The organism is Mycobacterium sp. NPDC003323 (assembly GCF_053589535.1).
In genome coordinates this window covers 412,234-425,635 of sequence record NZ_JBSFSB010000003.1, presented here as the reverse complement: position 1 = coordinate 425,635, position 13,402 = coordinate 412,234, and the positions used below count along the sequence as shown (strand labels likewise).

The following is a 13,402-nucleotide window of genomic DNA, read 5'->3' as shown; positions in this document are numbered from 1 at the left end:
TAAACGTCCTCGGGTCCCGCCAGACCTGCGCCGACAGCGGGCCGTGCGCCGACGGTGGGGGATAAACAGATGCGTCGACCCCTTATCCTTGTCAGGACATCCCCGGCTGGTTGAGAGGTAGACAGTGGCGCTCGTCGTGCAGAAATACGGCGGATCATCGGTGGCGGACGCCGATCGGATCCGACGCGTCGCCGAGCGAATCGTGGAGACCAAGAAGGCCGGAAACGACGTCGTCGTGGTCTGTTCGGCGATGGGGGACACCACCGACAACCTGCTGGATCTGGCGCGTCAGGTCTCCCCGGCCCCGCCGGCGCGGGAGATGGACATGCTGCTGACCGCCGGTGAGCGGATCTCCAACGCGCTGGTCGCGATGGCCATCGAGTCGATGGGTGCGCAGGCCCGGTCCTTCACCGGCTCGCAGGCCGGCATCGTCACCACCGGCACGCACGGCAACGCCAAGATCATCGACGTCACGCCCACCCGGTTGCGCGAGGCGCTCGACGAGGGACTGATCGTGTTGGTGGCCGGCTTCCAGGGCGTCAGCCAGGACAGCAAGGACGTCACCACCATGGGCCGCGGCGGCTCGGACACCACCGCCGTGGCGCTGGCCGCGGCGCTGAACGCCGACGTCTGCGAGATCTACACCGATGTCGACGGCATCTTCACCGCCGACCCGCGCATCGTGCCCAACGCCCGCCACCTGGATCACGTCTCCTTCGAGGAGATGCTCGAGATGGCCGCCTGCGGGGCCAAGGTCCTGATGCTGCGGTGCGTGGAATACGCGCGGCGCTACAACGTTCCGATACACGTCCGCTCGTCGTACTCGGATAAGCCCGGAACCATCGTCAACGGATCGATCGAGGACATCCCCATGGAAGACGCCATCCTGACCGGAGTCGCCCACGACCGCAGCGAGGCCAAGGTCACCGTCGTCGGCCTGCCCGATGTGCCCGGCTACGCCGCCAAGGTGTTCCGCGCGGTCGCCGACGCCGATGTCAACATCGACATGGTGCTGCAGAACATCAGCAAGATCGAGGACGGCAAGACCGACATCACCTTCACCTGCTCGCGGGAGAACGGCCCGTCCGCCGTGCAGAAGCTGACTTCGCTGCAGAGTGAGATCGGCTTCACCCAGGTGCTCTACGACGACCACATCGGCAAGGTGTCCCTGGTCGGCGCGGGTATGCGCAGCCACCCGGGCGTCACCGCCACCTTCTGCGAGACGCTGGCCGAGGCCGGTATCAACATCGAACTGATCTCCACCTCCGAGATCCGGATCTCGGTGCTGGTCCGCGATACCGACCTGGACAAGGCGGTCGCCGCGCTGCACGAGGCCTTCGGGCTCGGTGGCGACGAGGAAGCCATCGTGTACGCGGGAAGTGGCATCTGATGGTCGCGATCGGTGTGGTGGGCGCGACCGGTCAGGTCGGCCAGGTGATGCGCAAGCTGCTCGAAGAGCGCAACTTTCCGGCCAGTTCGGTGCGGTTCTTCGCCTCGGCGCGCTCGGAGGGCAAGAAGCTGACCTTCCGCGGCGAGGAGATCGAGGTCGAGAACAGCGAGACCGCCGACCCGTCTGGTCTGGACATCGCGCTGTTCTCGGCCGGCGCGACGATGTCGCGGGTGCAGGCGCCGCGATTCGCCGCCGCCGGCGCGATCGTCGTCGACAACTCCTCGGCCTGGCGCAAGGACCCCGAGGTTCCGCTGGTCGTCAGCGAGGTGAACTTCGACCGGGACGTGCGCGGCGTCCAGCTGAAGAAGGGCATCATCGCCAACCCGAACTGCACCACCATGGCCGCGATGCCGGTGCTCAAGCCGCTGCACGATGAGGCCGGTCTGACCCGGCTGATCGTGTCGAGCTACCAGGCGGTCTCCGGCACCGGTCTGGCCGGTGTCGAGGAGCTCGCCACCCAGGCCCGCGCCGTCATCGACGGTGTCGAGGGCCTGGTGCACGACGGTGCTGCCGTCGACTTCCCCGCGCCGGTGAAATACGTTGCCCCCATTGCCTTCAACGTCGTTCCGCTGGCCGGGTCGTTGGTCGACGACGGCTCCGGTGAAACCGACGAGGACCAGAAGCTGCGCAACGAGAGCCGCAAGATCCTGGGCATCCAGGAGCTGGCCGTGAGCGGTACCTGCGTGCGCGTGCCGGTGTTCACCGGGCACTCGTTGTCGATCAATGCCGAATTCGCCGAGGCGCTTTCGGTCGAGCGGGCGCGAGAGCTGCTGGCCTCGGCGCCGGGCGTCGCGCTGGTTGACGTGCCGACGCCACTGGCCGCCGCGGGCGCCGACGATTCCTTGGTCGGCCGGATCCGGCAGGACCCCGGCGTGCCCGAGGGGCGCGGTCTGGCGCTGTTCGTGTCCGGTGACAACCTGCGCAAGGGTGCCGCGCTGAACACCATTCAGATCGCCGAACTGCTGGCTCAACGCTAGTTTGCGCCGAAACGTACGTTTGGGTGCGAAAGTGCGAGTGGCGTGCGCCATTTCGTCGATCTCGGCGTTGGTGATCGCCGCGCCCGCGTATGCCGACCTGGTGCTGCAACCCGGCCAGGTTTTGATGCTCGGCCCGGTCGCCGGAACCGGAACCGCCACTGGCGATTACGGTATCGGCGCCACCGATCTGTGCGAGTTCATGGAGTTTCCGAGTCGGCTGCTGCAGGTGTGCGGTGACAGCTTCGCCGGTCAGGGTGTCGGCTTCGGCGGTTGGTACTCGCCGGTGGCGCTGCACGTCGATCCCGACTCCATCACCGATGAGCTGCGCGTCACCGGAGTCACCGGTGTCGACGCACCGCTGCTGGCCGACCCGACGCCGCCGGGCGCCTCGCAGCTTCCCGCCGGGGTGGTGTCGATCAACCGGCAGAACTACCTGCTGGTCACCACCACCGAGCAGTTGTGCCCGGCGTCATCACGACTTGTGAAAGCCGATGCCGCTCAAGGAAACTGGCCGACGATCGCCGATTCAGAACGTCCCGCCGACCATGCCGGCGGCGGGCAGTCTCAGATCAGCGGGTATTACGATCCCGTCCCCACGCCGGACTCCGAACGTGGCTGGGTCTACATCGTGGCCGACAACTTCGACCGCAGCGCACCCGTGACGTTGTATCGTGTTGCGCCACAGCACTTCACGGACCGTGCCGGATGGCAAGGCTGGTCGGCCGATGATGGTTGGGGGCACCCGCCGACCCCACTGTGGCCCGACCGGGTGGGGGAGATGAGTATCCGCCAGATCGACGGCAAGGCGGTGCTGTCGTACTTCAACGCCAGCACCGGCAACATGGAGGTGCGGGTGGCCGCAGACCCCACGCAGCTCGGTTCGGCCCCGGTGACCACCGTCGTGGTCGCCGCCCCGTGGCCCGACCGTCCCGAGCAGCTACCCGCACCGAACGACAACCGGCTCGCCCAGCCCTACGGTGGCTACATCTCACCGGCATCCACCCTCGACGAACTGCGCGTGTTCGTCAGTCAATGGAACACCACGCCCCGCGGCGGCACCCCGTACCGGGTCATCCAGTACGCGGTGAACCCCCGCAAGCGGTGACGACGACAAAAGGGAACAAGGCTGTGACGACAGAACAGAATTCCGGGTCCATCGAGCGCACCATCCCCGATATCGGCTACCTCGACCGGCAGGTATTCGAGGATCTGGGCATCGTGCAGACCGCGGTGGTGCGCGACACCGTCTACGTCTCGGGCATCGCTCCGCTGCGGGGCGGCGCCCAGGACATGGAACTGGTCGGCGCGACGTTCGCCGAACAGCTGTCCTTCATCCTCGACGTACTCGATCGCTCGCTGGCGGCGGCCGGTGTGAGCCGCTCCCGGCTGGTGGCGTGGACGATCTACACCACCGACATGGATGCGCTCAATGCCAACGCGTCGATCTTGCGCGAATGGGTCGGCGACAGCCCGCCGACCAGCACCTGGGTCACCGTCGCCGGTCTGATCCACCCACGACAACTGCTCGAGTTGACCGCCGTCGCCGTCCGATAGCGGACGGATACCGTTGACGGACAAGCCCTTCGAATCAGTGCTCTGCGGGACGTTTCAGCTACCGGTAAGAATGGCAATACTGGAACGCAGGCTTGTCCACGCGCGGGAGGAGACAGATGTCATCGCAGGCGGCCGATCCATCAGATTCTGCCGTGGAGGGGCAGGCCCACGAGCCTGCCGAAATCACCTTCGATGAGCATCTGCACCCCGCCCGGCCCCGGACGCTGCGCTTCCGGCCCCGGGTCCGCACCCCATTCGTGCGGCGGTCGCTGGCCCAGGACGGATCCCCGACGGGAGCCAACCCGGCCTATGTCTCGTGGCTGCTATCGCAGTCCATGCTCGCCGACGCCAACGAGATCAGCCAACAGTTCTCCGGCCAGGGTTCGATGTGGCAGAACCCCTTCGCCACACCCAACCCGCGCACGGCCGTGGAGACGGCATCGGTGTGGTTCACCGCCTATCCGCTGTCGTTGATCACCCGCCGCGACGAGTCCTTCCTCAAGGCGATGGCCGATGAGGACATGTGGAAGGCGTTTGCAGAGATCGGCATCCAGGCCGTCCACACCGGACCGGTGAAGCGTGCCGGCGGAATCTCCGGCTGGCAGCTCACCCCGAGCGTCGACGGCCACTTCGACCGCATCAGCACCCAGATCGATCCGGCATTCGGTTCCGAGGACGATTTCCGCCAGATGTGCGGCACCGCCAACTGGTACGGCGGCACCATCATCGACGACATCGTGCCGGGCCACACCGGCAAAGGGGCCGATTTCCGGCTGGCGGAGATGAAGTACGCCGACTATCCGGGGATCTATCACATGGTCGAGATCGATCCCCGCGACTGGGAACACCTGCCCCAGGTGCCCGACGGAGCGGACTCGGTGAACATCGATGCCCACACCGAGGACTGGTTGGACAAGGCCGGTTACATCATCGGCCGCCTGCAGCGCGTCATCTTCTACGCCGAGGGCATCAAGGAGACCAACTGGAGCGTCACCCGCCCCATCGTCGGGGTCGACGGTGTCGAGCGGCGTTGGGTGTATCTGCACTACTTCAAGGACGGTCAGCCCTCGATCAACTGGCTGGACCCCAGTTTCGCCGGTATGCGTCTGGTGATCGGCGACGCCCTGCACTCGCTGTCGGATCTCGGGACCGGCGGGTTGCGCCTGGACGCCAACGGGTTCCTGGGCGCCGAGAAGTCCGCCGAGGACGACGTGGGCTGGTCGGAGGGGCATCCGCTGTCGCTGGCCGCCAACCAGTTCATCGGCAGCATGGTCCGCAAGCTCGGTGGCTTCACCTTCCAGGAACTGAACCTGACCATCGACGACATCCGCGACAACAGCGTCGCCGGGCCGGATCTGTCCTACGATTTCATCAATCGGCCCGCCTATCACCACGCGCTGGCCACCGCCGACACCGAGTTCCTGCGGTTGACGCTGCGCACCACGCTGGAAACCGAGGTCGACCCCGCATCGCTGGTGCATGCGCTGCAGAACCATGACGAGCTGACCTACGAACTGGTCCACTGGTCGGCCGGGCACCGAGACGACGTCTACACCTATAAGGGCGAGGAGATCACCGGCGAGCATCTGGGCCAGAGTGTGCGCGAGGACCTGACCCGGGTGCTCACCGGACCGGATGCGCCCTACAACCTGGTGTTCACCACCAACGGCATCGCCTGCACGACAGCCACCGTCATCGCGGCCACCCTGGGCATCACCGATCTGGACCAGATCGGTGACATCGACCGCATCCGCCGCGCCCACCTGTTGATGGCCATGTTCAACGCCCTGCAACCCGGCGTTTTCGCACTGTCGGGCTGGGACATCTGCGGCATGCTGACCCTGCCCTCGGACGAGGTCGGCGAACTGCTGCGCGGCGGTGACACCCGCTGGATCCACCGCGCCGCGCACGACCTGATGGGCGTCAACCCCGACGCCACCCATTCGCCGGCCGGAATGCCCAGGGGCAAGAGCCTTTACGGTTCGATCCCCGAGCAACTTTGCGACGAGACCAGTTTCCTGCGCCAGCTGCAGGCGATCCTGGCGGTGCGAACCCACTTCGGCATCGCGACCAGCACCCAGATCGACATCCCCGAGGTCTCGCACCGCGCCATGTTGGTGATGGTCCACCGGTTGGCCGACCCCGCGCAGCTGCAGTTGACGGTGCTCAACTTCGCCAATGCCGATATCGCCGGCACGGTCCGCTCGGAGTTCCTGCCCCCGCAGGCGGTCGTCACGGATATGTTCAGCGGCAAGGAGATCGCCCACGTCGACGATCTGCACAGCTTCCCGGTGGAGATGACGGCGCATCACGGGATGTGCCTGCGGGTCGAGGCGCCGCTTCACAGCTGATTCATATGCTCTAGCCAGCGGGCGCATTGGCTGATCTCGGCATCATATTTTCATGACAGACAGCGCCGAGAACGCCGACAACCCCACCACCCCTACGACTCCCGTGGTCACTGCGCCACCACCTCCGGTGCGCCCCGCGCGGACCGGCCGACTGACGCAGATCGCCGCGTGGGTGGGCATCGTGGCCGGAACGGTGTTCGTGGTCGCCGTGATCTTCTTCTCCGGTTTCGTTCTCGGCAAGAGCGCCGACGGCGGCGATCGCCACCACGGGGGACCGCGCCACGAGTCGGTGATGTTCCACCGCGGCGGGCCGCCGATGGCACCGCCGCGGATGTTCTTCCCGGGGCAGGGGCCGGGGGCGCCCGGTTTCGGTGCGGGACCGGCCCAGGGGCCCGATGCCGGCGATCTGCCGGGCCCGACCACCCTGCCGCGGCCCTGAAAAACTGAGAAACATCCGTAACTCTTGGCACTTGCGGCTCAGTCGTGAGATGGTCGCTAACCATGACACGCCGAACTCCGCGCCTTGCCGCGCTCCTCGGAGTTTCCGTGGTAGGGGCGGCGCTCAGCGGTTGCGCCGGTGCCGAGCCCGATATCGCGGCGGCCGCGGTCTTCGCCGTCGGTGACTGCGTGCAGATCGAGTCCGGCGAGGCGCCCTCGCCGGACCCGGCACGCGCCCGTGAGGTGTCCTGCAGCGCCGATCCCAGCTATACCGTCGGTGCCACCACCGACGCGGACGGGGACTGCCCGACCACCGAGTACCAGCATCTGCCCAGCGAGTACGCCGACCCGTCGACGACGCGGCTGTGCCTGGTGCCCAATCTGGTCGCCAACCAGTGCTATCTGATGGAGATGCCGATCGGCCTGGTCGAAAAGGCCGACTGCCGCGAGCGCGGACACGGTGTGCTGGTGCAGATCACGCAGCGTCTCGATGTGCGTGACCAGTCCGCCTGTCCGGCCCAGGACGGCGCCTACGCCTGGCCGTACCCGGAACCGGCCCGCACGTACTGCACCCAGACGTTGTTCTGATCCGCTGGCATGATCGATGCCATGCGCCTGAAAGCCGTAGCTTGCGGGGTAGGGCTGATCCTGAGCGTCGCCGCGGCGCCGCCGGTCCGCGCCCTGCCGTCCGACCCGGGCGTCGTCGCCTACGCGGTACTGCCCAAAGGGTCGGTCAGCAATATCGTCGGCGCCCCGCTGACCTGGGAAGCCGAATTCAGCGCACCGGGGCAGGCGTTCCACGTCGACAACCCGGTGTGCAACAACTGGGCCGATATCGGCCTGCCCGACGTCTATGCCGACCCCGACCTGGCGTCGTTCAACGGCGCCGTGGCACAGACCTCGGCGACCGACGCCAGGCATCTGGTCAAGCAGGCCGTCGGCGTGTTCGCCACCACCGATGCGGCCGCGCGCGCCTATCACCGCGTCACCGACCGCACCGTCGGCTGCGAGGGGCAGACCACCGCGATGCACCTGGAGAACTTCGTGACCCAGGTGTGGACGTTCTCCGGCGGCGAGGCGACGGCCACCGACGCGGTTTGGGTGAAGCAGGAGGCGGGTACTGACCGGCGGTGCTTCACCCAGACCAGATTGCGGGAAAACGTTCTGCTGCAGGCCAAAGTCTGCCAGCCCGGCAACGGCGGCCCCGCAGTCAACGTGCTGGCCGGCGCCATGCAGAACACCCTCGGGCAATGACGGCCGAAAAACCCCCGGGAATATGTCAGACCCATCTGGCAGATTGACAAGCAGAAGGTCCTAGCCGGGGAGGGGTGCCTCGCATGACGACCGCCGCCACATGGGATGTGGACTGCCCATCCGGGCAAGCGGCTGCAGCGATCGCTGCCGACTGCCTGCGCGACGGCCCGATCGGCACGGTCGGGCTGGAGGTCGAGGCGCACTGCTTCGACATGACCGATCCGATGCGACGTCCCGGTTGGGACGAACTCAGCGATGTCATCGCGGGTGTGCCCACGCTGCCGGGTGGCAGCGCGATCACGGTCGAACCCGGCGGAGCCGTCGAACTGTCCGGGCCGCCGGTATCGGGGGTTGCCGCCGCGATCGCGGGCATGACCGCCGACCGGGCGGTACTGCGCCGCCACTTCGCCGATCACAGCCTGGGCTTGGTGCTGCTGGGTGCCGACCCGCTGCGCCCCGCCGAGCGGGTCAATCCCGGCGGGCGTTACCAGGCCATGGAGCAGTTCTTCGCGGCCACCGGCACCGCCACCGCCGGTGCGGCCATGATGACCTCCACCGCGTCGGTGCAGCTCAACATCGAAGCCGGCCCGCGCGCGGGGTGGGCCGATCGGATCAGACTGGCGCATGCGCTCGGGCCCACCATGATTGCCCTGTCGGCGAATTCTCCTCTGCTGCAAGGACAGTTCACCGGGTGGCGCAGCAGTCGGCAGCGGGTCTGGGGCCAACTGGACTCCGCCCGTTGCGGGCCGGTGCTCGGCGACCGTGGGGATGACCCGGCCGCCGACTGGGCGCACTACGCGCTGCGCGCACCGGTGATGCTGGTGAACACACCCGATGCCGTGCCGATGACCGAATTCGTCTCCTACGCGGACTGGGCCGACGGGCGTGTCGCGATCGATGGCCGCCCGCCCACGCGAGCCGATCTCGATTACCACCTGACCACGCTCTTCCCGCCGGTGCGGCCGCGCCGATGGCTGGAGATCCGGTATCTGGACAGCGTCCCCGATGCCATGTGGCCCGCGGTGGCCTTCACCCTGGCCACCCTGCTCGACAATCCCGACGCCGCCGAAATCGCGTACACCGCAACCAAGCCGGTGGCCACCGCGTGGGATCTGGCCGCGCGTATCGGGCTCGGCGACGCGCGCCTGCGTAACGCGGCGCTGCGCTGTGTGGCCGCCGCCGCCGAGCACGCACCAGCGGAGTTGGCGGAGCCGATGACCCGGCTGCTGCGCAACGTGGAATCGGGCCGCTGCCCGGCCGACGACTTCTCCGACTTGGTCGTCACCCACGGCATCCCGGCGGCCATCACCCACCTGGCGGAAGGCGATTCGTGACCTCACCGGAGCTGTTGGCCGCAGAACTCACCCGGGCCCGCGACCGCACGCTGGCGCTGGTGGATTTCGACGACGCCGAACTGCTGCGCCAGTACGACCCGCTGATGAGCCCACTGGTGTGGGACCTGGCCCATATCGGCCAGCAGGAGGAACTGTGGTTGCTGCGCAACGGTGATCCGCAGGTCCCCGGCATGCTGGCACCGTCGGTCGAGCGGCTCTACGACGCTTTCGAGCATTCCCGGGCCAGCCGTGTCGACCTGCCGCTGCTGCCGCCCACCGATGCCCGGGCGTACTGCCGCGAGGTGCGCAACCGCACCCTGGATGCGTTGGAGCGCGGCACCGCTGACCTGTTCCGCTTCGGGCTGGTCATCTCCCATGAGAACCAGCACGACGAGACGATGCTGCAGGCGCTGAACCTGCGATCCGGCCCACCGATCATGAGCACCGGGACGGCGCTGCCGCCCGGCCGGGCCGATGTGGCCGGAACCTCGGTCCTGGTCCCCGCCGGACCGTTCACCCTCGGCGTCGACGCATCCGCGGAGCCGTATTCGCTCGACAACGAACGTCCGGCGCACACCGTCGACGTGCCTGCCTTCCGGATCGGACGGGTTCCGGTCACCAATGCCCAGTGGCGCGAGTTCATCGACGACGGCGGCTACCGGACGGCGCGTTGGTGGTCCGACCCCGGGTGGGCGCACCGCGACGCCGCCGGATTGACGGCACCCCAGTTCTGGCATCCCGACGGCAGTCGAACCCGATTCGGTCACCGTGAGGACATTCCGGCCGACGAACCCGTGCAGCACATCACCTACTTCGAAGCCGAGGCGTTCGCGGCGTGGTCGGGTGCGCGGCTGCCCACCGAGATCGAATGGGAGAAGGCCTGTGCGTGGGATCCGGCCGTCGGTGCGCGGCGTCGGTACCCCTGGGGATCGGCACCGCCGAGCCCCGACCTGGTGAACCTGGGTGGTGACGCGTTGCGGCCGGCGCCCGTGGGTGCCTATCCGGCGGGCGCCTCGGCCTACGGGGTGGAGCAGATGCTCGGCGACGTGTGGGAGTGGACCAGCTCGGCGCTGCGACCCTGGCCCGGATTCACCCCGATGATCTACGACCGCTACTCCGTCCCGTTCTTCGAGGACCAGACCTCAGGGGATTACCGGGTGCTGCGCGGCGGGTCCTGGGCCGTCGGCGCCGATATCCTGCGGCCCAGCTTCCGCAACTGGGACCATCCGGTCCGCAGGCAGATCTTCGCCGGCGTCCGGTTGGCCTGGGACGCCTGATGTGCCGCCATCTGGGCTGGCTGGGTGCGCCGGTGTCGGTGTCAGCGCTGATGCTCGATCCGCCGAACGGGCTTCTGGTGCAGTCGTATGCGCCGCGCCGCCAGAAACACGGCACCATGAACGCCGACGGCTGGGGTGCCGGGTTCTTCGATCGGGGCCCGCGGCGCTGGCGCAGCGACAAACCGCTGTGGGGTGATGCGTCGTTCGCATCGGTGGCTCCAGCGTTGCGCAGCGACTGCATCATCGCCGCGGTCCGCTCGGCGACCATCGGGATGCCCATCGAGCCGTCGGCATCGGCGCCTTTCTCCGATGGCACGTGGTTGTTGTCGCACAACGGTGTGGTGGACCGCACGGTGCTGCCCACCACGCGTGTCGCGGAGTCGACCGTCGACAGCGCGGTCCTGGCGGCGCACATCTTCGACCGCGGGCTCGACGCGCTGGGCGACACCATCCGCGAGGTCGGTGCGCTCGATCCCGGAGCGCGGCTGAACATACTGGCGGGCAACGGATCCCGGCTGCTTGCCACCACCTGGGGTGACACCCTGTTCGCGCTGGAGCGCGCCGATGGCGTGGTGCTGGCCAGCGAACCCTACGACGATGACCCGACCTGGCGTGACATCCCCGACCGACACCTCATCGAGGTGTCGGACGCGGGACTCACGCTCACCGCACTGGAAGGATCGTGATGCCCACCCAATCCGCCGCCGACCTGGCCGAGTCGCTGCGCCGCGACGTCTCCGAGGGGCTGCGCCAGAAGCCGAAATCGCTGCCGCCCAAATGGTTCTACGACCAGACCGGTAGTGATCTGTTCGACCAGATCACCAGACTGCCGGAGTACTACCCGACCCGTACCGAGGCCAAGATCCTGCGCGCGCACGCCGCTGAGATCGTGGCGGCCTCCGGCGCGGACACCCTGGTGGAACTGGGCAGCGGCACCTCCGAGAAGACCCGGTTGCTGCTGGACGCGCTGCGCGACGCCGGCGTGCTGCGCCGTTTCATCCCCTTCGATGTGGATCCCAGCGTGCTCAGCGATGCGGCCACCGCGCTGCGTGGCGAATATCCCGGCATCGACATCGACACCGTCTGCGGGGATTTCGAGGCCGACCTCGCGTTGCTCCCCAAGGTCGGGCGCCGGATGGTGGTGTTCCTCGGATCGACCATCGGCAACCTGACACCGGGTCCGCGCGCGGCCTTTCTCGCCGCGGTCGCCGACACGATGCAGTCCGGTGATTCGCTGCTGCTCGGGACCGATCTGGTCAAGGACGTCGACCGCCTGGTCCGCGCCTACGACGACAGCGCCGGGGTGACGGCGGCGTTCAACCGCAATGTGCTGGCGGTGGTGAACCGCGAACTCGGCGCCGATTTCGACCTGGACACCTTTGCGCACGTGGCGAAGTGGAACAGCGAGCAGGAGCGCATCGAGATGTGGCTCAGATCGTCGCTGGCACAACAGGTACACGTGCGGGATCTGGATATGACGGTGGACTTCGACGCCGGTGAGGAGATGCTGACCGAGGTGTCCTCGAAGTTCCGACCCGAAGGAGTGGCCGCCGAGCTGGCGGCCGCCGGTCTGCGTCGCACCCATTGGTGGACCGATCCGGCGGGCGACTTCGGCCTGTCGCTGGCGGTGAAGTGAGCCTCGGACAGCAGTGGCGCGACGCCCGGGTGCCGGTGGCCGGCCTGCACCTCGACAGCGCGGCCTGCTCGCGACAGAGCAACGATGTGATCGAAGCCGCGGCCACGCACGCCCGCCATGAGGCCGAGGTCGGTGGCTATGTCGCGGCCGAGGCCGCCGAACCGGCGCTGGCGGCCGGTCGGGCGGCGATCCGGCTGCTGGCCGGGATGCCCGACGCCGAGGTCGTCTTCACCACCGGCTCCAACGCCGCCCTCGATACACTGCTGAGCTGCTGGCCCGGCCGGCGCACGGTCGCCTGCCTCAACGGTGAGTACGGCCCCAACCTGACCATCATGGCCGCCAACAGCTTTCAGGTGCGCCTCCTGCCGAGCGATGAGCTGGGACGGCTGCTGGTCGACGAGGCCGCCGAGGTGCTGCGCGCCGATCCGCCGGCGCTGGTGCACCTGACGGTGCTGGGCAGCCACCGCGGTGTCGCGCAGCCGCTGACCGAGCTGATGGCGGTCTGCCGTGGTCTCGGTCTGCCGCTGGCCGTGGACGCCGCCCAGGGTTTCGGTCATCTCGATTGCGCCGTGGGCCCCGACGTCCTGTACACGTCATCACGTAAATGGCTGGCCGGTCCGCGCGGCGTGGGCGCGCTGGCGGTGCGGCCGGAGTTGTTCGGGCAGCTGGTGCCGCGCTGGGCCCCGCTGGAGCTGCACGAGGCCAATATCGCGGCGCGGCTCGGGTTTTCGCTGGCACTCGGCGAGCATTTGGCCGCCGGGCCGGCGCAGGTGCGGCAGCGTCTGGCCGAGGTCGGTCGGCTGACCCGCACGGTGCTGGCCGAGGTGCCCGGGTGGGCCGTGGTGGAACCCGTCGAGGAGCCGACGGCGTTGACGACGCTGCGGCCACTCGACGGTGCGCAACCGAGTGCCGTGCGGGCCGCGCTGATCGCCGAGTACGGGATCGTCACCACGGCGTGCGAGGTGGTGCGCGCCCCCAACGAGATGGACACCGCGGTACTGCGGGTGTCCCCGCATGTCGATGTCACCGCCGAGGAGTTGCAGCAGTTCGCGAAGGTGCTCGCGGCGGTCGGTTCGTAGCCGGGGCACGCGCCCGCCGAACCACGCGTCCTGGGGATCGTCGCGGCCCTGC

The 13,402-nt window shown here is 68.2% G+C and carries 13 protein-coding genes; all 13 read left to right on the top strand.

Annotated elements, in window-relative coordinates; genetic code table 11:
• Positions 1 to 124 precede the first annotated feature (124 nt).
• Positions 125 to 1,390 carry an aspartate kinase gene (locus tag ACWDUN_RS11665; RefSeq protein WP_449928611.1) on the top strand — a complete coding sequence of 422 codons (1,266 nt, stop codon included), beginning with the start codon at positions 125 to 127 and terminating at the stop codon, positions 1,388 to 1,390.
• Positions 1,390 to 2,427 carry an aspartate-semialdehyde dehydrogenase gene (locus tag ACWDUN_RS11660; RefSeq protein WP_449928609.1) on the top strand — a complete coding sequence of 346 codons (1,038 nt, stop codon included), beginning with the start codon at positions 1,390 to 1,392 and terminating at the stop codon, positions 2,425 to 2,427. Before ACWDUN_RS11665 ends, ACWDUN_RS11660 begins: the two co-directional genes overlap by 1 nt.
• A gap of 49 nt (positions 2,428 to 2,476) precedes the next feature.
• On the top strand, positions 2,477 to 3,532 hold the full coding sequence (locus ACWDUN_RS11655; protein ID WP_449928836.1) for a DUF4185 domain-containing protein: 1,056 nt from the start codon (positions 2,477 to 2,479) through the stop codon (positions 3,530 to 3,532).
• 23 nt (positions 3,533 to 3,555) lie between these two features.
• The gene (locus ACWDUN_RS11650) at positions 3,556 to 3,981 is read left to right on the top strand and encodes a RidA family protein (protein WP_449928607.1); all 426 of its coding nucleotides are present in this window, start codon (positions 3,556 to 3,558) and stop codon (positions 3,979 to 3,981) included.
• A gap of 116 nt (positions 3,982 to 4,097) precedes the next feature.
• Positions 4,098 to 6,332 carry a maltose alpha-D-glucosyltransferase gene (gene treS, locus ACWDUN_RS11645; RefSeq protein WP_449928605.1) on the top strand — a complete coding sequence of 745 codons (2,235 nt, stop codon included), beginning with the start codon at positions 4,098 to 4,100 and terminating at the stop codon, positions 6,330 to 6,332.
• 52 nt (positions 6,333 to 6,384) lie between these two features.
• Entirely contained in the window at positions 6,385 to 6,771 is a 387-nt protein-coding gene (locus tag ACWDUN_RS11640; RefSeq protein ID WP_449928603.1) for a hypothetical protein, read from the top strand.
• 107 nt (positions 6,772 to 6,878) lie between these two features.
• On the top strand, positions 6,879 to 7,358 hold the full coding sequence (locus ACWDUN_RS11635) for a hypothetical protein (RefSeq protein ID WP_449928601.1): 480 nt from the start codon (positions 6,879 to 6,881) through the stop codon (positions 7,356 to 7,358).
• A 21-nt stretch (positions 7,359 to 7,379) separates the two neighbouring features.
• Positions 7,380 to 8,024 (top strand): sensor domain-containing protein, encoded by a 645-nt coding sequence (locus tag ACWDUN_RS11630; RefSeq protein ID WP_449928599.1) that lies wholly within the window; start codon positions 7,380 to 7,382, stop codon positions 8,022 to 8,024.
• A gap of 83 nt (positions 8,025 to 8,107) precedes the next feature.
• Complete coding sequence (egtA, locus tag ACWDUN_RS11625) at positions 8,108 to 9,358, top strand: ergothioneine biosynthesis glutamate--cysteine ligase EgtA (RefSeq protein ID WP_449928597.1); 1,251 nt, start codon at positions 8,108 to 8,110, stop codon at positions 9,356 to 9,358.
• Entirely contained in the window at positions 9,355 to 10,635 is a 1,281-nt protein-coding gene (gene egtB, locus ACWDUN_RS11620) for an ergothioneine biosynthesis protein EgtB (protein ID WP_449928595.1), read from the top strand. Before egtA ends, egtB begins: the two co-directional genes overlap by 4 nt.
• On the top strand, positions 10,635 to 11,321 hold the full coding sequence (gene egtC / locus ACWDUN_RS11615; RefSeq protein ID WP_449928593.1) for an ergothioneine biosynthesis protein EgtC: 687 nt from the start codon (positions 10,635 to 10,637) through the stop codon (positions 11,319 to 11,321). Before egtB ends, egtC begins: the two co-directional genes overlap by 1 nt.
• Positions 11,321 to 12,271, top strand: coding sequence for an L-histidine N(alpha)-methyltransferase (gene egtD / locus ACWDUN_RS11610; protein WP_449928591.1), 951 nt, complete (start codon positions 11,321 to 11,323; stop codon positions 12,269 to 12,271). Before egtC ends, egtD begins: the two co-directional genes overlap by 1 nt.
• Entirely contained in the window at positions 12,268 to 13,350 is a 1,083-nt protein-coding gene (gene egtE, locus ACWDUN_RS11605) for an ergothioneine biosynthesis PLP-dependent enzyme EgtE (protein WP_449928589.1), read from the top strand. Before egtD ends, egtE begins: the two co-directional genes overlap by 4 nt.
• Positions 13,351 to 13,402 lie beyond the last annotated feature (52 nt).